The organism is Clostridium sp. DSM 17811, assembly GCF_018861905.1.
Taxonomy (GTDB): domain Bacteria; phylum Bacillota; class Clostridia; order Clostridiales; family Clostridiaceae; genus Clostridium_AD; species Clostridium_AD frigoriphilum.
Genome location: NZ_JAHLDU010000025.1, coordinates 19,386 through 43,073, shown reverse-complemented (window position 1 = coordinate 43,073; position 23,688 = coordinate 19,386). Strand labels below are relative to the sequence as shown.

The 23,688-nt window shown below is 31.5% G+C and carries 21 protein-coding genes; 4 read left to right on the top strand and 17 right to left on the bottom strand.

From position 1 onward, the window contains the following. Positions 1-88: 88 nt before the first annotated feature. Positions 89-370, bottom strand: coding sequence for a hypothetical protein (locus tag KPL44_RS20505; RefSeq protein WP_216254059.1), 282 nt, complete (start codon positions 368-370; stop codon positions 89-91). 221 nt (positions 371-591) lie between these two features. Here KPL44_RS20505 and KPL44_RS20500 point away from each other — a divergent pair, with 221 nt between their 5' ends. Further along, positions 592-1,602: a glycosyltransferase family 1 protein gene (locus KPL44_RS20500; protein WP_253201873.1), complete on the top strand. Its 1,011-nt coding sequence runs from the start codon at positions 592-594 to the stop codon at positions 1,600-1,602. A gap of 61 nt (positions 1,603-1,663) precedes the next feature. On the opposite strand, the gene KPL44_RS20495 is transcribed toward KPL44_RS20500, so the two are convergent. From KPL44_RS20495 to KPL44_RS20455, 9 genes are all read right to left on the bottom strand, one after another. Beyond that, positions 1,664-2,758: a DegT/DnrJ/EryC1/StrS family aminotransferase gene (locus KPL44_RS20495; RefSeq protein ID WP_216254057.1), complete on the bottom strand. Its 1,095-nt coding sequence runs from the start codon at positions 2,756-2,758 to the stop codon at positions 1,664-1,666. Between the two features lie 12 nt (positions 2,759-2,770). Then, complete coding sequence (locus KPL44_RS20490) at positions 2,771-3,178, bottom strand: sugar 3,4-ketoisomerase (protein WP_216254054.1); 408 nt, start codon at positions 3,176-3,178, stop codon at positions 2,771-2,773. A 17-nt stretch (positions 3,179-3,195) separates the two neighbouring features. Next, positions 3,196-4,326 carry a glycosyltransferase family 61 protein gene (locus KPL44_RS20485; protein WP_216254051.1) on the bottom strand — a complete coding sequence of 377 codons (1,131 nt, stop codon included), beginning with the start codon at positions 4,324-4,326 and terminating at the stop codon, positions 3,196-3,198. 57 nt (positions 4,327-4,383) lie between these two features. Further along, entirely contained in the window at positions 4,384-5,181 is a 798-nt protein-coding gene (locus KPL44_RS20480) for an N-acetyltransferase (RefSeq protein ID WP_216254048.1), read from the bottom strand. Further along, positions 5,182-6,315 carry a glycosyltransferase family 61 protein gene (locus KPL44_RS20475; RefSeq protein ID WP_216254044.1) on the bottom strand — a complete coding sequence of 378 codons (1,134 nt, stop codon included), beginning with the start codon at positions 6,313-6,315 and terminating at the stop codon, positions 5,182-5,184. It lies immediately after the preceding gene. Between the two features lie 46 nt (positions 6,316-6,361). After that, positions 6,362-7,147: a glycosyltransferase gene (locus KPL44_RS20470; RefSeq protein ID WP_216254041.1), complete on the bottom strand. Its 786-nt coding sequence runs from the start codon at positions 7,145-7,147 to the stop codon at positions 6,362-6,364. Positions 7,148-7,163: 16 nt separating this feature from the next. Further along, positions 7,164-8,246 (bottom strand): glycosyltransferase family 4 protein, encoded by a 1,083-nt coding sequence (locus tag KPL44_RS20465; RefSeq protein WP_253201872.1) that lies wholly within the window; start codon positions 8,244-8,246, stop codon positions 7,164-7,166. A gap of 16 nt (positions 8,247-8,262) precedes the next feature. Next, entirely contained in the window at positions 8,263-9,270 is a 1,008-nt protein-coding gene (galE, locus tag KPL44_RS20460; protein ID WP_216254035.1) for a UDP-glucose 4-epimerase GalE, read from the bottom strand. Between the two features lie 104 nt (positions 9,271-9,374). After that, a complete protein-coding gene (locus KPL44_RS20455) occupies positions 9,375-10,769 on the bottom strand; it encodes a glycosyltransferase (protein ID WP_216254033.1) in 1,395 nt (464 codons plus the stop codon). 214 nt (positions 10,770-10,983) lie between these two features. On the opposite strand from KPL44_RS20455, the gene KPL44_RS20450 reads away from it, so the two are divergent. After that, positions 10,984-12,057 carry a tetratricopeptide repeat-containing glycosyltransferase family 2 protein gene (locus KPL44_RS20450; RefSeq protein WP_216254031.1) on the top strand — a complete coding sequence of 358 codons (1,074 nt, stop codon included), beginning with the start codon at positions 10,984-10,986 and terminating at the stop codon, positions 12,055-12,057. A 45-nt stretch (positions 12,058-12,102) separates the two neighbouring features. Continuing rightward, positions 12,103-12,711, top strand: a complete 609-nt coding sequence (locus tag KPL44_RS20445) for an acyltransferase (RefSeq protein WP_216254029.1) — start codon at positions 12,103-12,105, stop codon at positions 12,709-12,711. Between the two features lie 66 nt (positions 12,712-12,777). Here KPL44_RS20445 and rfbH read toward each other — a convergent pair whose 3' ends face one another. From rfbH to rfbF, 5 genes are read right to left on the bottom strand one after another with little or no spacing between them, the layout of a single operon-like run. Continuing rightward, positions 12,778-14,112, bottom strand: coding sequence for a lipopolysaccharide biosynthesis protein RfbH (gene rfbH / locus KPL44_RS20440; RefSeq protein ID WP_216254025.1), 1,335 nt, complete (start codon positions 14,110-14,112; stop codon positions 12,778-12,780). A 6-nt stretch (positions 14,113-14,118) separates the two neighbouring features. After that, positions 14,119-15,879 carry a thiamine pyrophosphate-binding protein gene (locus KPL44_RS20435; RefSeq protein ID WP_216254022.1) on the bottom strand — a complete coding sequence of 587 codons (1,761 nt, stop codon included), beginning with the start codon at positions 15,877-15,879 and terminating at the stop codon, positions 14,119-14,121. A gap of 11 nt (positions 15,880-15,890) precedes the next feature. After that, complete coding sequence (locus KPL44_RS20430; RefSeq protein ID WP_216254020.1) at positions 15,891-16,829, bottom strand: NAD-dependent epimerase/dehydratase family protein; 939 nt, start codon at positions 16,827-16,829, stop codon at positions 15,891-15,893. 1 nt (position 16,830) lies between these two features. Next, positions 16,831-17,934 carry a CDP-glucose 4,6-dehydratase gene (gene rfbG, locus KPL44_RS20425; RefSeq protein ID WP_216254017.1) on the bottom strand — a complete coding sequence of 368 codons (1,104 nt, stop codon included), beginning with the start codon at positions 17,932-17,934 and terminating at the stop codon, positions 16,831-16,833. Further along, on the bottom strand, positions 17,916-18,686 hold the full coding sequence (gene rfbF, locus KPL44_RS20420; RefSeq protein ID WP_216254016.1) for a glucose-1-phosphate cytidylyltransferase: 771 nt from the start codon (positions 18,684-18,686) through the stop codon (positions 17,916-17,918). Before rfbF ends, rfbG begins: the two co-directional genes overlap by 19 nt. Before the next feature lie 237 nt (positions 18,687-18,923). Between rfbF and rfbA the strand changes: the two genes are divergently transcribed. After that, positions 18,924-19,823, top strand: coding sequence for a glucose-1-phosphate thymidylyltransferase RfbA (rfbA, locus tag KPL44_RS20415; RefSeq protein WP_216254013.1), 900 nt, complete (start codon positions 18,924-18,926; stop codon positions 19,821-19,823). Between the two features lie 87 nt (positions 19,824-19,910). On the opposite strand, the gene KPL44_RS20410 is transcribed toward rfbA, so the two are convergent. Together KPL44_RS20410 and KPL44_RS25905 are read right to left on the bottom strand one after the other, a co-directional pair. Next, positions 19,911-21,119: a hypothetical protein gene (locus KPL44_RS20410; protein WP_216254010.1), complete on the bottom strand. Its 1,209-nt coding sequence runs from the start codon at positions 21,117-21,119 to the stop codon at positions 19,911-19,913. A 73-nt stretch (positions 21,120-21,192) separates the two neighbouring features. After that, positions 21,193-23,667, bottom strand: a complete 2,475-nt coding sequence (locus KPL44_RS25905; protein ID WP_216254007.1) for a collagen-like triple helix repeat-containing protein — start codon at positions 23,665-23,667, stop codon at positions 21,193-21,195. Positions 23,668-23,688 lie beyond the last annotated feature (21 nt).

The following is a 23,688-nucleotide window of genomic DNA, read 5'->3' as shown; positions in this document are numbered from 1 at the left end:
TCATATAGATTAATATTTAGCTTTTTAATAACAAAACATGGAGTCAATGACCCCATGTTTCTTTATTTTTCAGTCTTAATTTTTAATTTTAGTAACCAAAGTTTACAACAGTCGCTACGGTTTCATTACCATGCAATTTAGGTGAGATAGCCATACGAACTGTAGTTGAAATTCCTAATGCTGTTGATGTTGCTGTATTATTATAATTCATTTCTCTATAAAAAACTTGTTGAGTTGCAGTTCTTGCCGCATTAGTACCACTAACTGTGAGTGTAACCATAACACGAGCGGTAGACCACCCAGCAACGGTTCCTGTAGTTGCTACGTCATAATGAGTACTAGATGATGGTGTATCAAAATTTGCTGCCAATCAAAACATCTCCCTGGATTTGATTTTCGGGATTTCTCATCCCTCTATAATATATGTAATTATTACTTTATTGTGTCAATAATTCTCATTAAAAGTAATCTTTTAATAAAAGTCATAAATTGTTTCTGAATAAGAACATTTCTAAAAAAAGAACATATTATATTACAACAGTTAAATGTAATTATAGAACTTTTTACTATCTTTTAAGGGGAGGCGTCATAATGGAGAATTTAAAAGTTATCCATGGAACCATGGAAATTGCCAATCAAATGCATACTATTACAAAAGCATTACAAGGATGCAACATAGAAGCAAAATCTGTTAATTACTATCCTAGTTACTTAGATTACAAATCAGATTATAATCTAAATCTATTTTCGATAGATATTAATGAAGCTGACAGATTGAGTAAAGAATTAGCTGTGAAATTAATAAATGAAAATAATATCTTTCATTTTCATTTTGGAACAAGTCTTACTTTGGATTATTCTGATTTGCCTATACTAAAAAATTTAAACAAAAAAATATTTATGCAACATTGGGGTTCAGATGTAAGGCTTTATTCTGTAGCATCAAAATACAACCCTTATGTAAAGGTAAAAGTTACAGATGAAAAAGAAATGATAAACAAACTTGAGTTTTTAGGAAAATATATTGATAACTGCATCGTTTCTGATGCTGAATTATATGAGTATGTTAAAGACTTTTATAAAAATGTACATTATGTAAAACAAGCTATAGACATTAAAGAATATACCATAAAGAGCAAAAAAATTAATCATGAATTATGCATTGTGCATGCTCCTACCTCACCAGAGATAAAGGGCACTGATTCAGTACTTAAAGTCATAGAAGAATTAAAGGATAAGTATTCTTTTAATTTTAAATTAGTACAGGGAATGTCTCATTCAGAGGCGAGAAAAATATACGAAGAAGCAGATATAATAATCGATCAATTGCGAATCGGATCTTATGGTTTACTAGCCATTGAGGCTATGGCAATGGCTAAGACAGTCATAACCTTTATTAGTGATCCTATGAAGGATAAATATCCTAAGGAATTACCTATTATTTCAGCAAATCCAGATAGCTTAAAGGATACTCTTGAATATTTAATTATAAATAAAGATATGCTAGAGAAAAAGGGAGAAGATGGTAGACTTTTTGTAGAAAAGTATCATGATTCAAACCTAATAGCCAAAAATCTCTTAGAACTATATAAAGGGTGCTAATTATATTAACCCAGCTTAACTGCTGAATAGCATTCGCACCCTTTGTCAAATTTCTACCTCTTTACCACTGATTTAAAACATCTATAACATAATTAATCTCTTCCTCACTCATTCCATACCACATTGGTAAACTTAGTACAGTCCTTGAGATTTCTTCGGATATTGGAAAATCACCCAGCTTATACCCTAATTCCTTATACGCATTTTGAAGATGTATTGGAATTGGATAATGAATTAAAGTTCCTATTCCTTTCTCTTTCAAATACTGCTGTAATTCATTTCTATACTCTGTCCTCACAGGAAATATATGCCATACTGAATCCTTAACTAGATTTATATCTGGAAGAATTAATTTACTATTATTTATTCTTTCAATATATAGCCTTGCGATTCTTTGTCTATCATTGTTCCATTTATAAAGATACCTTAGCTTTACTATTAAAAATTCTGCTTGTATTTCATCAAGTCTTGAATTTACCCCCCTATATTCATTGTGATATTTAATGTCTGAACCATAGTTTCTTAATGCTCGCACCTTTTGTGCCAAAATAATATCATTAGTGAGAATAGCTCCGCCATCGCCTAATGCTCCCAAATTTTTTCCCGGATAAAAACTGAACCCAGCTGCATCGCCAATACTTCCTATTTTTTCACCCTTATGCATTGCTCCATGAGCTTGCGCTGCATCTTCTATAAATTTGAGATTGTATTTTTCACATAGGATTCTTACTTTATAAGCGTCTATTGGTCTACCATATAAATGAACAGCAATAATTGCTTTTGTTCTTTTAGTAATAGCCTCTTCAATTTTATTTACATCAATATTAAATGTTTTAATATTAGGCTCAACTAGAACAACCTTGGCTCCAACACTTGAAACTGCTAATGCAGTAGCTATATACGTATTAGAAGGTACAATTACTTCATCACCCACCCCTATATCATAGCCCCTTAATATAAGACAAAGTGCATCTAAGCCACACCCACAACTTATACAATATTCAGTATTACAATACTTTGAAAAATCCTTTTCAAAATCATCTACACTTTGTCCTAAGATAAACCAATTTCTATCGTATACTCTTTTAAAAGCTTCTATAATTTTATCTCTTATTTCACTATGCATTGGTTCAAAATTTATAAATGGCACATCCACCCTAATCACTCCCTAATATCTTTTGACTGCTTCTTGCATATAAAAGTCCATATTTCTTATATAATCACTTTCGCTATAGTAATCGGAGGCAAGTACTAAAAGAACAGCGCCCTCACTAAAATCATACATTTCTCTCCAAATATATGGTCCAAGATATAGACCAACTGATGTATCTTCTAATACAAATTCACTCTCTTCCTTTGGGTTTTTAACCTTTATTTTTACAGAACCATTAAGACATATGAGCACTTGATGAAGTTTTCTATGTGCATGGAAACCTCTTTCAATTCCCTGAGGTACTTTGGTAATATAATATATACGTTTTATATCAAAAGGGATATCCACCATTTCTTCTATAGGTGTTAAGTCGCCATATTTACTATTTATATTCATAAATTTAAGCAGTGAACAATTATACATGTTGCCTCTCCTTAATATTAATATTTAAACCCTTCTAAAAATTTTCTTAAATAGTCTTCTTCTAATTCAAAACTATCCTGATAATAAACTGTACTTGTATTATAATGAATTTTTGCGTCTAAGTAATAACACTCTTGTCCTAATACACCAGCAATATTTGAATAACAGGTAAGTTTTATTTCTTTAGGTAAAATACATATTATTTTTGCATTTTTATTAGCAAATAAAATATTTGTAAATCCAGCGCCACTTGCACCAGCTATGAATTCAGCTTCAGAAAAAGTCTTTAATTGATCCTGAAATGACATTTCTTCTGGATATATTACTTCATAACCATACTCTTTAAAGATTTGTTCTATTTCATTTTGATTCGTTAATCTAATAAGACTACAATTTCTCCTAGAGATAAATAATTTTTTAGTTATATTACTATTAATAGATAACTTATCATGAAGTAGTTTGACCGCTACTTCATTCATTATATAATCATCATATCTTATCAATACATCTTTTTTAAAATTCATAGGTGAAATAATTAGGTCTGATAAATATACTAATTTTTTAACATTATAAGAACATCCTTGTTTTAAATAAACAATTTCCCTACCATGTGAATTTAACATATCTAATTCATCTTTGAAGGATTGAATTCTAAGACATCTTTCATCCACTAATATTGGTACTTTATCGTATTCTCCTATTTCATCAAAAAAACATAATTTAGATAATGATTCCAAATTAAAATGAAAATAATTAAAAGAAGCATTTGCTATAAGCATAATTCCCTCTTCAATTATCTCAGTCGAATTATCATAATAAACTATAGTAACATTCTTATCTACAAAAAGTGCGTTGCCACATCTTAGTTCAAATCTATTTTCATCATCCATCAGTGGCAAATCATAAATACAATTGTCATTTTTATCAAAAATTAAACTATTTCCCCCAATCAAGTTTACATTATATAACTCAGCTATATAAGTTTCGGGATATTTAGCATATACATAATTATTGACTTCAAGGCTATCTCTGTAATCTGGTATATAAACCTTCTGAGTATATTCTTTTTGTTGAATAGAATATTCAAAATTATGGATATTACAATATTCCTTACATGAAATATTCTTTAATCTCTTTTCAATGTTCATGCGGTAGTCCCTCCTTTTTATCATGTATTAATATTTAATAGTGCTTAGTTTATCCATTTATTTTGAACTTTCACTTTTTAACCACTGGTTATATCCTAGCTCCTCCCAAGGCATTCCCCTAGAAAAAGTATACTTCCAGGGATAAACTTGCTGCCCCGTCTGCTTATTTTCTATCTCTTGTATTTGAGATTTCTTCTTTGCTGGATTACCAACTACCAATGTTTCTTTTTCTACATTTTTACTTACAACACTTCCTGCTCCAACTAATGAATCCTCACCTATATTTACTCCAGGTAAAATTATACCTCCAGCAGCAATCGCTGCATAAGCTTCTACAGTAACTCCTATTAAAGTTTTAGACGGAGGTGTTGGATCATTAGTTAATATAACATGTGGAAAAATCCACACATAATCTTTTATTACACTTTTTTCTCCCACAAATACATTACTATGCAGGCTAACATAATTACCTATGCTACAATCTTCTTGCACATCACACAAAGTTCCAATTCTAACGTTATTTCCTATCATTGACCTTTCTCTTATGGTTACCCTGTGCCCAGTTTGAAAATTACTTCCTATAATTGTTTCCCCATAAATAATTGTGTCGCTCCTAATTAATGCATTTTCTCCAATTATTAAAGGATGAACCTTGTTTATTCTATCAGAATAGAAATCCATTAAATATTCTCCTAAGATACATCGTGCTCCAATATAACTCCCCTTTTTTATATGAACATTATCTCTTAATATTACCCCGTAATCTATATAACAATTGTCTTCTACTATTACATTATCACCAATAATTACATTTTCTTTGATCATTGCACTATCTGAAATCATACAATTATTCATTCAATCACCCTCAAATTGATTTAAAAACTTTCTTAGATATTCTTCATCTAATTTAAAACTGTTCTGATAATACCTAAATGGTGTTTCTTTAGAAAGCAAAGCATCTAAAAAATAACACTGTTGCCTTAGTATTCCTGCTATATTGGAAATCCAAGGCCATTCTATAGCTTTGGGTTGTATACATATAATTTTTACATTATTATTAGCAAATAAGATATTGGTGAATCCTGCACCATATACCCCTGCTATAATTTTAGCTTCAGAAAACAATTTTAACTTCTCAACAAAAGACATAAGTTCTGGAAAAATTATTTCATAACCATTGTCTGCAAAAATTTGTTCTACATTATTCTGGTTTTCTAACCTAGGGTTACCTGATGTTCTCCTAGAAATAAATAATTTTCTAAATATATTACTTTTAATTGATAAATTTTCATTTATTAATTTGATACCTAGGCTATTAAATACACAATCTTTATTTTTAAGCAAATATCCTTCTTTAATCTGAAATGGATAAATCCCTAAATCTGAAATATATATTAATTTTTTTATGTTGTAAACAGACCCTTTTTTTAAAATAACAATTTTTCTTACATTCTTATTTAACATTTCTAACTCTTCCAGAAATCGCGATGTTTTAATACAAATCTCATCTATCAATATTGGAACATTATCATATTCATTTATTCCATTAATAAAACACAATTTAGATACTACTTCTGTATGAAAATGAGAAAAATTATAAGAACAAGCTCCTATAAGCATTATTCCTTCATCAATATTTTCAATTGGTCCATTATAATTAATACAGGTTATATTTTTATCTACATATGTTGTGTTATTACATTTTAAATCAAATTTATTTTCATCATCATTGAATGGCATATCATAAATACAATAATTTTTATCATCAAAAATAATATAATTCTCACCAATAATATTAACATTATTTAATTCAGCTATATAAACTTCAGGATACTTAACCTCTATATAATTATTATCTTTAGTATTTTCCCTGTAATCTGGTAGATAGATTTTCTGATAATCTTCCTTTTGTTGCAACGAATATTTAAAATTATGAATATTGCAGTATTCTTTACATGAAATAGTTTTTAATTTTTTTTCGATGCTCACAAATTAAAACCTCCTTTTAGCTATAAGATGTCTAATATATTCCCTTCTATTTGTAGTTGACATCCTTGATTGTATTCACATAAGGTAATATTTCCTTTTCTTTAGCTAGAGCTAAATCATCGTTATAGATTTTATCATTCTTATCATCCCTATTGAATGAGATACCACCCTTTCTGTATTTAGCGATATATCGTGGTAAAAAGCCAATACTGCATCCATTTCTTGATAAGTATAGCCATCTGGGATAATCCTCTAGCAACTTATATTCCTCATCATACATACCATATCTATCTATAAGTTCTCTTTTGTAAGACATCCCAGGCGCAGGTATAAAATTACCCTCACACAAAAGTCTATAACAATCAATAGGATTCCCGTAGATATGCTTAATATATTGCCATATAGGTGTTGTTAATAAACATTCCTTTAATTGTTCATCATACTCAGCTACATATCCGGCTAATACCAGATAATTTGATTCTAAAAAATATTTTACAATATTACTTATAACCTCACCATCAAAGAGTACATCATCACAAGCAAGGTTAATAAAATAATTACCAGTAGCTAAACTAATTGACTTATTTAAATTTTTAACTGTTCCCAAATTGCATGAATTTTGATTTATTACATAATTAACTATATTTTCTTTTCTATTATCCATTATAAATTGTTCTATTTCATCTTTCTTAAAGTCGCTTGAAAAGTCATCGCTAATAATAATTTCAATATGCTGATAATTCTGCTCTAAAATTGAATTTAGACACTCTTTCATATATTTAAAATTATTATAAGATAGTACCAGAACACTTACTAGATTGCTATTATCCATAAATCACTCTCCTATCTTATTCATTATTTTCGTTTAAGAAAGATTCTATCTTTTCACAAAGTTTTATCCATTCAAAATTCTCTTTTGTATAAATTTGAATATCCTTGCATACCGATTCCAGTCTTGATTCATTTAAACAAACTGTTATCAGTTCATTTGCAAGAGCTACATGATCATTTATAGGAAACACGCTTCCATATTTTTTGTCATCTGTGATATCCCATGCCGGATCTATATCTGACGAAATTATATAACACCCTTTGTTAGCTGCTTCTCCAAATACATTTGGAAATCCCTCACATCTTGAAGTAAGGCAGAAAATCTTTGCTTTTTTATATTCTTCCTCAATTAATTTTCTATCATTAATTCTTCCTGTGAAAATAATTTGATCTTTTAATTCTGGATTAGTTTCTATAAAATTATCAATATATGCTTGAAAATATGGTTCTATACTTCCTATAAGTTTTAACTTCCAATTTAGAAGCTTTGGGGCTGCTAATTTAAATGCCTCAAGTAAAACTTCTGTAGCTTTTTCATAAGTTCCTAGTCTTCCTACTGTAATTATTGTATTTTCTTTCTCTTTGTATTCTATATTTCTAGTAATACCCGCGTTATAATACCCATTTGGTATATATTCAATTTTTACTGGCCAATTTTCATGGAGTGTTTTTTTAAGATTTTTACATTCCACAGAAATAAGAGTACATTGATTCAGCAAATCAGTGTTCTCCTTACCAAGCACTATTCTTCTTAACCAATGTATATTTAAGTCAAGTTTCAAATAAATTTTCCCTTTTGGATTAATGGATTTATATTTTTCTATCATTCTTAAATTAAAATCATAATACCCTATAAGCAAGAGTACATCCGTATTTTCCAAAGCGTTATTAATTATGACATCATCAACCGCATAAATCATTGTGATATTTTCCTTTGTTACTTCATCATAATTTTCTTGATTTTTATTACATAAAATTGAACTATTGTAGTTTAAATATTTGCTAAATATCATAGTAATTATACCCAAATCTTTACATAATTCCACATCTACAAAACTAGGCCAGTATAAGGTAAAGTTTTTTCTCATTTTAATTATCATTCCTTTCTCTCAGCTTTCAATATCCCTCTGGATTGTTAACTTGAAAACGCCAGGCATCAATACACATATCTTGAATATTTTTTTCTGCACTCCAATTTAAAATAGTTTTTGCTTTTATAGGATTTGCATAACACTCTGCTATATCTCCCAATCTAGGTTCTGATATTACATATGGTATCTTTTTATTAGTAGCCTTTTCAAAGTTTTTAACCAAATCTAAAACACTATATCCTACTCCAGTTCCAAGATTATAAGTCTCGATTCCTCTAGTTTTCATAATTTTTTCTAAAGCTTTTAAATGTCCCTTAGCAATGTCTACAACATGAATATAGTCTCTAACTCCTGTGCCATCATGTGTAGCATAATTACTACCAAATATACTTAATTTCTCTCTTTTACCCATTGCAACTTGAGTTATAAACGGCATCAAATTATTTGGTATGCCTCTTGGATCTTCACCTATTCTTCCACTTTCATGAGCACCTATAGGATTAAAATATCTTAATATAGCTACACTCCACTGTTTATCTGATGCATAAATATCTTGAAGTATCTCTTCTATCATTAACTTAGTTCTACCATAAGGATTAGTGGCACTTAGAGGAAAGTGTTCACTTATAGGAACTCTCTTTGGCATCCCGTATACAGTTGCAGAAGAACTGAAAACTAATTTTTTCACATTATACATTTTCATTACTTCACAAAGTACAAGCGTTCCTGTAATATTATTATTATAATATAAAATTGGTATTTTTATAGATTCCCCTACAGCCTTAAATCCAGCGAAATGTATTACAGCTTCTATATTATTTTCAGAAAAAATTTTTTCTAAAGCAAGTTTATCTAAAATATCTGCCTCATAAAACTTCAAATATTTCCCTGTTATTTCTTGAACTCTCTTTAATGCTTCCGGTTTGCTATTAGCAAAATTATCCACAACTATAACTTCACATCCTGAATTTAATAGTTCCACACAAACATGACTTCCAATATAACCTGCTCCCCCTGTTACAAGTACTTCCATAAAAAATCTTCCCCTTTTGAATTATGATTTTCATACAATTCATCATATGGAAATTGGGAAGTAATAGTTCCTAGTCATATTATTCATATTTCAGTTGCAATGCACTACAAACTCTTCTGGAACTTAGCTACATATTCATAAGATAAGAAATATCCTTTCATTTCAGGTCCTACAATACTACAAATATTATCTAATAATTTATCATCTTCTGGTGCTAATTCATTATAATAATGAAATACAAATGGATTAGTATATCCACACTCGTCAAATATTTTGTATATATCTGTTAAAGTAAAAAATTTATTGTTACTTCTATCTAAAATTGAATTATTATCATACATAAAATTTCCACTTAATAACCCTTTTATAACTGAAATATGCATTACGTTTGGAATCGTTGCAATTATATATCCTCCAGGCTTTAAAAATTTTTTTACTTCATTTAATAGTCTAAAAGGATCTTTACTTTGTTGTAGTCTATTTCCAAGAATTATATAGTCAAAAAAATTTGTTTTATCTTTTTTAAAACTCATTTTATAATTTTCTTCAAAATCCTCTATCATTGTTTCTAAAACTTTCTCACCTAGTTTTGCTATATTCTGATTTGTCTCTATACCATATATTTTAGAATTAGGGTACTTATATTTTAATTTAAGTAGCGTTGCCCCAAGTCCACAGTCAAATTCAAGTATAGTAAATTCATTTTCTTTAGGCTCATTTATCCGCTCTATTATGTCAAATTTCACTGTACTACTTACGTTAGAATTAAAACCCCACTTATCTTCAAGTTTTTTTCGATTTATGGATAGAATATTACTAAATTTACTATAATCTTTTTTAAAAGATGAACTACCAAAATGGTGTATGAAACTATCATTACACAGCATCATCTTATATCCTGCTTCTATAATCCTCATACTTAAATCATCATCTTCAAAATTTCCAGGTGAAAACCTTTCATCCATAACGCCAATTTCATTAAAGACATCCCTTTTTATAAGCATACAAAATGCCACAAGTCTAACTTTTTCTTCCCATTTATTTGGATTTGAAATGTTGTTAGCTTCCGCAAACGGAATCATATCTTTAACATCAATATAAGGCACACTTACCGACTGATAATTAGAACAATTGTTAGTTATAGATGCAACTCCGCCAATTTTATCATCACTATATATACATGTTTTAAGGTTATCAAGCCACCTTGGAGTAACTACAGTATCATTATTTAATAGCAAAATATCATTTTCTTTTTCTGCAGCTGCTATCCCAATATTACAGCCTTTTGGGAATCCTACATTTTCATCATTTAAAATAGCTTTTATATCCTTCTGCTCTTTAAGCCACTCTCTTGTTCCATCAGTTGAATTATTATCTACAACAATTATTTCATAGGTATTCTCTTTAGTGTATTTCCTTATGCTATCAACACATATAAGGTTATAAACGAGATTGTTATAAGTTAAAATTATTATAGAAGTTTTTCTATTTTTAATCATTTCTATATCCCTTCCTTAACACTTAGTGCTACAAAATACGCTTCACTTACATATTATTCTTAATATTAAAAAATGTACCTTTTTATTTTCTAAATACAATTTAACGATGATTGCAATAATTGGAGTCTACTTAATTCCTTTTTATCTATAATATGTGTTTCCTATTTTAAACCATAGCATATTATATAGTGTAGATTTTTTTTAGGAGGTTAATATGGTAACCATTAGTTTATGTATGATTGTAAAAAACGAAGAAGATGTTTTAGGTAGGTGTCTTGAATGTGTTAAAGACATTGTTGACGAAATTATTATAGTAGATACTGGATCAACTGATAAGACAAAGGAAATTGCTTTAGAATACACAGATAAAGTATTTGATTTTAAGTGGATAAACGATTTTTCTGCCGCTAGAAATTACTCTTATTCTAAAGCCAAAATGGATTTTATCCTCTGGCTAGATGCAGATGACGTGATACTGGACGAAGATATAAAAAAATTCAAACAACTTAAGCAAGACTTAACTCTAGATGTGGATAATGTAATGCTAATGTATAACGTAGGCTTTGATGAAAATGGAGCAGTTACTTTATCATATTTTAGAGAACGATTATCAAAACGAACAAATAATTCTAAATGGTCAGAACCTGTTCACGAATGCCTTATAATGGGAGGAAATATTAAAAGCCTAGATATTTGCATAACACATAGAAAAGAACATGCAGCTGTACCCGGTAGAAATTTATCCATTTATAAAAAATTATTATCTGAGGGAAAATCTTTGAGTCCAAGAGGTCTTTTCTACTATTCAAGGGAATTATTTCAAAATGGGTTTATTGAAGATGCTATAAAATATTTCAATGAATTTTTAGATACAAAAAAGGGTTGGATAGAAGATAATATAAGCTCATGCTTTGATCTTTCTAAGTGTTATAACATTGTAGGTGATAAAGAAAACATGCTTAAAATATTACTTAAAAGCTTTGAATATGATACTCCAAGAGCTGAGATATGCTGTAATATAGGAACTTATTATTTTGAATCTGGAGATTATAAAAGCGCTATTGTCTGGTATAAAATTGCATCAGAGCTCACTAAGCCAGTTAATGGCTGGGGTTTTATATCTCATGATTTCTGGGGTTATATACCCAATATACAGCTCTCTGTTTGCTATGACAGATTAGGTAATAGAGATGAATCAATTAAATATAATGATAAAGCTGCGCAGTTTAAACCTAACTCGGCCGCAGTAATCGCAAATAGGGATTATTATAAAAGAACTGCTTTATAGGTTTTTATATTGTTAATACATTCTAAATATGGGAGGTAACTTTTCATGGGAGAACCTGCAATAATTAGTAATAGTCCACTATCAAAGTTATTCTATGGTTTTGGAAACAATTCTATAATTTTAGAAGATTATAAAATAAGTAATTTTACTTATACTTATATTGGCACTAACACCTTTATAAAAGATAATTGTTGGCTTAATATTTGTTCATATGAGAATAATAGTTCACCTAAAATCGTTATAGAAGATGGATGTCAAATAGGAAGTCGGTTTACAATTTCTATTGCTAATAAAGGCACTATTGAAAAAAATGTTATAATTGCACCTAATGTATATATATCAGACTGTAGTCACAATTATGAGAGCATAGGCATTCCGATTATGCATCAAGGAATAACTTCAATAACAAATAAAATAGTAGTTGGAGAGGGTTCATGGATAGGTGTAAACGCCTCAATTGTCGGTGATGTCCATATTGGACGTGGCTGCGTAATTGCTGCTAACAGTTTTCTTACAAAAAACATTCCAGATTACAGCGTTGTTGCTGGAAGTCCTGCTAAAATAATTAAAATGTATGATACCATTACTGGGAAATGGATTAGAACTCGAAGTGATACTGACATAAAAAAGGTATTAGAGGATAGAAAAATCTAAAGAACCTTCGCTCATATGAATTAAATAAAAAAGCTTACCATGCAATTATTACAGGTAAGCTCTTTCTCATTTTATATTATTTTCAAAGAAGTTATCTATGCTTTTTATCATATATTCTAATTTCTCCTTTGTTATTCCTGGATACACCCCTAAGAAAAATGTTCTCTCAAGAACACCCTCTGTATATTTTAAATTTCCTGATATTCTATGATTTATATCCTTGTACCCTGGTTGTTTTAAAATATTCCCAGCAAATAGCATTCTTGTTTCTATAAGTTTTGATTCAAGATAAGTAACAAAATCTTTTTTAGAAAACCAAACACCCGCTCTTATCGTAATTGGTATTGCAAACCAAGATGGGTCAGCTTTAGGTAGTGATCTTGGTAATATAAACACATCTTCATATTTTTTAAAGCATTCATACAATGTTTTAAAATTATTTTTTCTTATCTTCGTAAACTCTGGAAGTTTTTTAAGTTGCTCAATTCCCATTGCACATTGTATATCTAATGGTTTTAAGTTATAACCAATATTATTATAAACATATTTATGATCATAACCATCTGGTAATCCATCAAACTTATAATCAAACCTATGTCCGCAAGCACCTTTACCACTAGCTTCTCCAGTTTGACAAAAACACGCCCTCCCCCAATCTCTTATAGAAAGTGCTGCTTTATATAAATCATTAGAATTTGTACATATTGCGCCACCCTCACCCATTGTAATATGATGAGCTGCATAAAAGCTGTTAGTTGAGAAATCACCAAATGTTCCACAAAGTTTTCCATCATAACTTGAATCTAGTGCATCACAAGTATCCTCTACTACGTATAGATTATGCCCTTTTGCTATATCCATTATCTTATCCATCTCAGCTGGATTACCTAAGGTATGAGCAAAAACTATAGCTCTCGTTTTATCAGTTATTGCCGCTTCTATTTTACTGGCATCAATATTATATGTGTCTTCTTCTATGTCTACAAATACAGGTATTAAACCGTTTTGAATTATTGGATTTAGTGTGGTTGGGAAAGTCATTGCAGTAGTTATTATCTCATCACCGGGCCTCATTGGATTTTTTATTGTTTTAGAGCAAAGTACAGAAACTGCAATCAAATTAGCTGATGATCCCGAATTAGTTACTATACAATACTTTACCCCAAGGTATCTTGAAAAGTTGTTACAAAACTCTCTCCCCTTGACTCCCAGTGTTAGCCAAAAATCTAATACTGAGTCTACAACTGCTACCATTTCATTTTCATCATATACACGCCCTGCATAATTCACCTTTGTTTTACCTGGTATAAAACTTTTCTTCTCTTCACGAAGCTTATATAGCTCTTTTACCTTTTCCAAAATTTCTTCTTTTATTATGTTTTCATCCTTAATATTAATCACCCCTTATTAAGACTTATACATACCAATTATCATGTTTTCCTCAAGTTGCTTTCTACCTAAAAGAGGTTCTTGGTCTTCAATTGGTCTACCCATACCTAATTTGGGAACTACATAAGTTATATTTTTAAGTTCCACTTCTATAACGTAACTTTGATCATCATTTAACTTTTCTTTTAATTCATTAATTTGATTTTCATTACTTATTTTAAGTGATTTTATGCCATAAGCCTCACTGATTTCCATGAAATTTGGAGCAGAATATCCCTCTATAGTTCCATAATAATTTGATTCAAAATACATTTCTTGAAAATGCCTAATCATGCCTAAAGCCTTATTGTTCATAATAATAATCTTTATAGGTACCTTTTCCCTTGCAATAGTTTGTAGCTCTTGAATATTCATTTGAATACCACCATCGCCAGTAATTGTAACTACTTTATAATTAGGCCTTGCGTACCAGGCTCCTATAGCTGCCGGGAGTCCAAAACCCATTGGTCCCATTCCACCCGAGTTTAATAATCTTTGGTTCTTTTTCAGTTTCAAAGATTGAGATGCCCAAATTTGATTTTGGCCTATATCTAAAGATATTATAGAATTTGGATGTATCATTTCGCTTATTTTATTCATGAACTCATTAGGGTCTATTTCATTTATATTCTTTTGGATCTGGTATGATGGGTACATTTTTTTATAGCTATTTATTTTATCTGTCCAAGAGCTAAAATTAAATTCATAATGAGAATTTATTAAATATTGATTTAATTTATCAATAAATGAATTTAAATCACATTCTAGGCTTAAATCCTCTCTCACCTTAGTATTAAGCTCGTTTTTATCTATATCTACATGAACTATTTTAGCCTCTCTTGCAAAACTATCAGTTATAGAACTTGTCTGTCTTGTTGTTAATCTTGACCCTAGAACTATTAGTAAATCACAATTAGCTACTGCTAAATTTGAATACCTTGTTCCATACGCCCCCATATAACCCACATAACATTTATGCTCATGGTTTAAACAATCTATTCCCATTAACGTACTAACTACAGGAATACCCGTTATGTCTATAAGTTTTTCTAGTTTTTTCTCTGCCTTTGCAAGCCTAATACCTCCGCCCGCTAGTATCACAGGTCTTTTACTCTTTTTTATTAACTCTATTAAGTTACTGACATCTTCTATATTCACTTTTAGTCTTATTTTTATTTTATATTCTTCTGATTCATAAAAACTTACTAAGTCGCGAGGATTAACCTCTGATCTTTGTATATTCATAGGTATGTCTAATAAAACAGGCCCTGACCTACCTTCTTTTGCTAGATAAAATGATTTTTCTAAATAAAATTTAATTTTTTTTGAATCTGTAATCATAACCGCATACTTTGTTATAGGCTTTATTATGCTCACTATATCAGTTTCTTGAAATCCCTCTTGCCTTATATTTTTTGACCTTTTATATTCATAGGTATTAACTTGACCCGTTATATACAAACAAGGAATAGAATCAAAAAATGCACTTCCTATTCCTGTTATTAAATTTGTGGCACCTGGACCACTAGTTGCTGTGCATACTCCTATATTTCCACTAACTCTTGCGTAACCCTCAGCTGCGAAGGCTGAAGCCTGTTCATGATAATTAGATATAAATTTAATTCCCTCTGCTTTATATATTGAATCAACAAAATGGGTTATAGCTCCACCTTGATATCCAAAAACTGTTGTAACTCCATTATCCTTTAAAAACTGAACAATGTAATCCGATAACTTCATCTATTCACCGCCTACCTATAAAATTGCAAATTATTTTCAAACCACTTTATTGTCTTATTTAGTCCACTCTCTATTTCAATATTAGGCTCCCACTTTAGCTTTTCATAGGCATTTTTATTATCACTAACCCACATAAGTGGCTCATACTGCCTATTTAAATCATTTTTCCAATAAATCTTTGAATCTACCCCAATTAGATTTATTATATTACTTGCAATTTCTTCATTTGTATATTGTATGCCACTTCCTATATTAAATATTTCGCCATGAGAGTTTATCACCTTACTTGCAGCTATATATGCTTCAACTACATCATCTATAAATACAAAATCTCTCTTTGAATCTTTGCGAGATAATTTAATCTCTTTCCCAAGAAGACAGGATGTAATAACTGTAGGGATTAATCTTGTTTTAGCATCATAATATCCGTATGGTGAGAATAGTCTTAGTGTAACTAGTGGTATTTTATTAATTTTTGCATATGTGCTGCATAATATAGTCGCTGCCGCCTTACTTGCCCCATACATGGTACTAGGTGTAACTTTCATTTCTTCACGCATAGGCTCAGATTTTTCTCCGTACTCGGATGAACTGCTAGTATTAATAAACATTTCTATATCCCTTTTAGAAAATTCTCTAAATAAATTAAAAGTACCAATAAGATTTGTATTTATCACATCTTCTACTTTATTTTGATAATGATATCCTCCATAAGTTGCTAAATGATATACTTGATCTATATTAATATCATTGGCCAATTTAGCTATTTTATCACTATTAAGTAAATCTACATTATGAATTTCTATATCCTTTAATATACAATTTAGTCTCCATAAATCAGTGGTATTTCTTGTTATAATATGGATTTTGTAATTTTCTTTAAGTAACCTTCTAACTAAACAAGAACCTACAAATCCACTTGCCCCTGTAATTAATACACTCTTTTCCATATCATATTACTTCTTCTGATCTTTTACTTACGTAATCTTTTATTTGATTAACACACAAATCAAACATATCTTTGTCCTTAAAACTTTTATACCAATCTACAGTAAGTTTTATTGCCTCATCTACATTTAATTTTGGGAACCACTCCAAATAAGTTTTTGACTTAGTACAATCTAGTTTTAATAAATTTGCTTCATGAAGTGCATTCTTCCTCGATATGTCTAAATATTTCCCACTTCCCCATTCTTTAATTATTGTTTTTACAATGTATCCTACAGAAACTATAGAATCTCCATTTGGCCCAAAATTCCAACCACTACAATAACTAATACCATCCTCATACATCATTGTGGCAAGCAATAAATACCCACTTAAAGGCTCAAGGACATGCTGCCAAGGTCTAACTGCATTTGGGTTTCTAATCTCAATATCTTTATTCTTTTTTAATGCCCTTATGCAATCAGGAACTATTCTATCATTTGACCAGTCACCACCACCAATAACATTTCCTGCTCGAACAGATGCTAAGGATTTACCATGAGTTTTATAATCCTTAGGATTTATAAATGAATTTCTATATGAATCTATAAGAATTTCAACGCATCCCTTGCTAGAACTATAAGGATCATATCCACCCATTGGATCATTTTCTCTATATCCCCATATCTGCTCTATATTTTTATAACACTTATCTGTAGTTACCATAATGGACACTTTAACCGTCGCTGAATTTTTGATGCATTCAAGTACATTTAATGTTCCAATTACATTTGTCTCATAGGTCTCTTTAGGATTCTCATAAGACTTTTTCACTAATGCCTGCGCTGCAAAATGAAAGACGATTTCTGGCTTATATATATTAAAAACCCCTAAAAGCTTATTATAATCTCTAATGTCTCCTCTAATATCTATAACTCTATCCTTTAATCCACTAACTACAAAATTATCGTCCTCTGTATAGGGATCAAGTCCATATCCTATAACTGTTGCGCCTAATATTTTAAGCCAAATCGAAAGCCATGAGCCTTTAAAACCTGTATGTCCAGTAATTAGAACTCTTTTATCTTTGTAAAAGTTATTAAACAAATCTACTCTGCGTTGCTCCATAAATGCTCTCCTTTATCCCATAACTTATTTACAGCCTGAACATCTTTGATAGTATCTATAGCAACCCAAAAGCCCTTATGATTATAAACCGCAAGTTGTTTATCTTTTGCAAGATTTCTTATAGGTTCTTGTTCGAAAAAACAATCCTCACTGGGCAGATATTTAAACACTTCTTTATTAAATACCATAAAACCACCATTGACCTTGTCTTTTAAAATAGGCTTTTCTTTAAAGGACTTAACAATTCCATCTTCAACCTCCATAACCCCAAATGTTGAAAGAGGATTTACCCCTATAAGTGTTCCAATTCTACCTTTTTGCCTATGAAATTCTAAAAGTTCTAAAATGTTTACATTGCTTAACCCATCTCCATAAGTAAGCATAAATTCTTCATCATCGATATATTTTTCTACTTGTTTTAACCTTCCGCCTGTCATAGTTTCAATACCTGTGTCAACAATAGTAATATTCCAATTTTCCTCTTCCTCCGTATGATATTCTATTCCTCTATCTCCACCTAAATGTAAAGTTAAATCATTATTTCTCCAGTACATATCCATGAAATACTGCTTTATCATTTCTCCTTTGTACCCAACGCATAAAATAAAGTCATTAAATCCATAGCTTGAATATATTTTCATTATGTGCCATAAAATCGGTTTACCACCAATCTCCACTAAAGGCTTAGGTCGGTATTCTGTTTCTTCGCGCATACGTGTTCCTTTACCACCACAAAGTATTACTACTTTCATTAAATCTCACCACCATAATTAATTAAATATATTTTCTTTGTATTCACTCTATACTTTATGTGACTAGCAAATAGAAAGTGCATAACTGTGATGAAGTTCTTATACTATTTTCACCTTTTATACTTATTAATATTAATGCTATACCTTAAAATAAAAAGTTAACTAGAATAATGTGTTGCACTAATTTGTACTAACCATAATATATTAATAAAGATAGACTTTTTCAGGAGGCAAAACATGAAAGGTATTATTTTAGCAGGAGGATCTGGCTCGCGACTTTACCCAATAACAAAATCAATATCGAAACAAATATTACCTATATATGATAAACCCATGATATATTACCCATTATCAGTATTAATGCTCACAGGTATAAAAGATATATTAATTATTTCAACACCTAGAGATATAACTTCTTTTAAAGAATTACTTGGTGACGGTAGTTTTCTTGGAATTAATCTGCAATATGCTGTTCAACAAAATCCCCGGGGACTTGCAGATGCCTTTATAATAGGAGAACAATTTATAGGAAATGATAGGGTAGCTTTAATACTTGGTGATAATATATTTTATGGTTATAATTTTACGCAGCGACTTAAAAGTGCTGCGAATAGAAAAGATGGAGCTACTATCTTTGGATACCATGTAAGTAATCCGAAAGATTTTGGAATAGTTGAGTTCGATGGAAACAATAATATAGTATCCATTGAAGAAAAACCTGAAAAGCCCAAATCAAATTATGCTGTATGTGGTCTGTATTTTTATGATAATGATGTAATCGACATTGCTAAAAATGTTAAGCCGTCAGCTAGAGGTGAAATAGAAATCACCTCTGTGAATAATGAATATCTAAAAAAGAGAAAACTAAAAGTGGAGTTACTCGGTCGAGGTATGGCATGGCTTGATACAGGAACATATAGAGGACTTTTAGATGCTGCTAATTTTGTAGAAGCAATACAAACAAGGCAAGGATTATATGTAGCTTGTATAGAGGAAATAGCTTATTTAACTGGCTTTATAGATAAGGATCAACTATTGAAGATTTCTAAACCTTTAATGAAAACACAATATGGTAAATATCTACTAAAAATAGCATATGAAAATAACGAAACTGATTCCAATATGCTGCCACTATAAAATGGTAATCCTTAAATAACTTATATTAGAATTAAGAGAGACCTTCAAAATATTATTGAAGGTCTCTTTAAATATGCTTACATCATTTTACCAACTTTCCGTTACACTAAATGATGCATTGACTGTATTTGTACCCGAACCTCCAATTCTAGCAACAGCTAATGTGACTATGGCATTATCTGGAAGTTCAAAACTTAATAGTTGTGCAGTAGCTAATATTCTTGAATTCTCTCCCGCTCCAGAAGTAATCCCTTGGAATATTACTTCTCCACCCGTAATGGTTGTAGATGATGTGTTTACAAGCAGTGCTGTTTCACTATCAGGAATTATGGTTGTAGCTGTTGGATAATTCACAAATGTTCCATTAATTGTGCCCCCAAGCAATACTTGATAGGCTAAATCAGCTGTTGATATAAGATTAATTTCTTCTAAATCGACTTCAACTGAGTTGGTTCTTGCTGAACCCGTTGGAAAAATTGCTTTTCTAGCAAATGATATAACTGGTGTCAAAGTTGTGGTAACATCGGAAATGGTTCTACGCTCCGAAGTAACTCTAAAGGTAGGATCATATTTGCCAATAATGCTGTATTGTCTTCCTCCTACAAATAAATTAAAACTGCTAGCTGTTCCACCATTGTTAATTTCTGCTCTTAATGGTTGATTGGGATCAACAAAACTAGTTTGACCTGTAGGTGAAAATCGATTAACCGTAATAACTTCTTGAGCTAAAGTAGTTGGATCAGGTATTACTACCCTAAATTCGATAACACCATAACCGTACCAAGTAAACACTATTTGAAATATATTTCCTTTAGAAAGCGTCAATGTTGCTCCACTTGGTCCTGTACCATCTAATTTATCCACATTCCAGGATGACTGGTTAATTACAGTATCAACTCCTCCTCTTCTTATAGTTACAAAAGTATTTGTGCTAGTTACTCCAAAAAATGCACCATTTTGAGCATCAAATAAACCAAAGCGAGCAACTTGACTCCCCGTTGGCGATATTGGAATACGAACACCTATTCCAGCTTCTCCTGCATAACCAGGCTCATATCTTCCTCTCATTGCACTTTCTAAAACTGCAGAATCTGCTCCACTTGCCGTGGTGTTAACGCTATATTCTGTAGACGTATTTGTTACTGTTCCAGCACCTGTTGTAGTAACAACATCTCTTAAAGCAGATATTCCATACACAGACGTTAATTCTACAATTGGAAATTTTCTTGCAACTCTTAGTTCATTAAATTGCGAACTTACTATTGGCCCAACATTTGAAATAATAATATCCGACATTAAATTTCCTCCTTTTAAAAATAGGGAGAAATTTATATTTCTATTTCTCCCTTTTTATCTTTTACTTAGCCTTTTACCACTCTTCTGTAACTTGGAAAGTAGCTGCAACGGAATTACTTCCACCTGCCAAATTTAAGACAGCCAGTGTTACAATTTCAGTATCCGGTAGCTGGAAACTTAACAAACTAGCTGATGCTAAAACACGACTGCTTCCATTAACGCCGGCCGCTAACCCTTGTAATAACACTTGACCACCTGTAATAGTAGTTAACGTACTGTTTACTTGAAGAGCGGTCTCAGTAAGCGGAATATTAGTCGTTGCTGTCGGATAATCTGTAAATGCTCCATTAATTGTACCACCCAATATTATCTGATAAGAGATATCTGCTGATGTTACAAGATCAATACCTTCTAGTTTTACACTAACGGAGTTCGTCCTTCCTGAACCTGTAGGGAAAACTGTTTTTCTCCTGAAAGAAATTATAGGGGTCAATGTCGCTAAAGCCGTAATCTGTCTTCTCTCAGATGTTATACGGAAAGTAGGGTCATAATTACCAATAATAGAGTATTGTCTTCCTCCTACAAATAAATTGAGTGCTGTTGCCGTTGTATTATTAGAGATTTGCGCACGTAGAGGTAAATTGGGATCAGCAAAACTTGTTTGTCCCGTAGGCGAAAATCTATTAACTATAATAACTTCTTGAGCTAGAGTAATTGGATCAGGTACTACTACCCTGAATTCGATAACACCATAACCATACCAAGTAAACAAGATTTGAAATATATTTCCTTTAGATAAAGTCAATGTCGCTCCACTTGGTCCTGTTCCATCTAATTTATCCACATTCCATGAAGTTTGCGGAATAATAGTGTCAATTCCTGCTCTTCTAATGTCTACAAAAATACCATTTGCTACATCTTGACCAAAGAAAGCACCGTTTTGACCATCAAAGAGTCCCCATCTTGCCACTTGAGCGCCAGTTGGAGCAACTGGTAGACGTACACCAATTCCTGCCTCTCCAGCATATCCGGCCTCATATCTTCCTCTTTCCGAACTATCTAATATTGCACTATCTGCACCATTTGCTGTGGTGCTTAGTTGAAACTCAGTATTATTACTTCCTACTGAGCCTGCGCCTGTTGTGGTAGTAACATCTCTTAGATTAGATAATCCATAAACTGAAATTAATTCAATAATTGGAGTCTTTTCAGAAGTCCTTAATTCATTAAATTGTGAGCTAACTTCAGGTCCTACATTTGCTATCGTTGCAGTTGAACCGAACGTACCTGTGGCCCCAGTAGTTCCTGTTACACCCGTTAATCCAGTAGCTCCAGTAGTTCCTGTAGCACCGGTGGTTCCGGTTAATCCTGTTGCTCCAGTAATTCCTGTTAAGCCTGTTGTTCCTGTAGCCCCAGTCAATCCTGTAATTCCAGTTTCTCCGGTTACACCAGTAGTTCCTGTAGCACCAGTGGTTCCGGTTAATCCTGTTGCTCCAGTAATTCCTGTTAAGCCTGTTGTTCCTGTAGCCCCAGTCAATCCTGTAATTCCAGTTTCTCCAATAGTTCCAGTTACTCCAGTAGATCCGGTAGTTCCTGTTATACCTGTAGTTCCCGTAGCACCAGTGACACCCGTTAATCCTGTGGCTCCAGTAGATCCTGTTTCCCCAGTAATTCCTATTGTTCCAGTTACACCAGTGTTTCCAGTAAATCCTGTAATTCCAGTTTCTCCGGTTGTACCCGTAGTTCCTGTAGCACCAGTAACACCCGTTAATCCTATGGCTCCTGCTACTCCGGTTGTTCCTGTTTCACCAGTTGCACCCGTATCTCCAATTTGGCCTGTATCTCCAGTAGGTCCAATATCACCTTGAATACCTTGAATACCTTGAACACCCTGTTCCCCAGTTTCACCTTGAATACCTTGAATACCTTGAAGTCCTTGAATACCTTGAATACCTTGTGCCCCAGTATCACCTTGAATACCTTGAATTCCTTGAATTCCTTGAATACCTTGAATTCCTTGAACACCCTGTGAACCAGTAGCCCCTTGAATACCTTGAATACCCTGTGAACCAGTGTTTCCTATAGCTCCAGTTACACCTGTAGCTCCAGTTACACCTTTAGCTCCTGTTATACCTCCTGTTTCTTCTTGTATTTCACCTAATACTAAATTTGCTTTTATCGGTACCAAAGTAGAATAAACAACATTGCTAGCAGTTGTATTAATTAACCTTATTCCTACTGGAGCAGCATCAACTTGTATTATAGCAAAACCAACAACCTCACCCTGTTTAATAGGTGAATTTCCTATCAAGTTATCTCCTTGAGATGTTTGAATTGAAAAAGTTATATTACTTGCTCCTATAACTGACTGAGTTGCTACCCACCAATTAATAAAATACCTTCCTGGTTTATTTATTACTATTTCACCTGTTACAGAGTTATAAACTACATCTCCATAACTATTTACTGTCGTTTCAAATATTACATTAGAATTTGTATTTACTGTTCCAGCTAATTGTCTTTGAATTTGAAGACCTATAGTATCCAAACTTTTACCCTCCTTAATTGC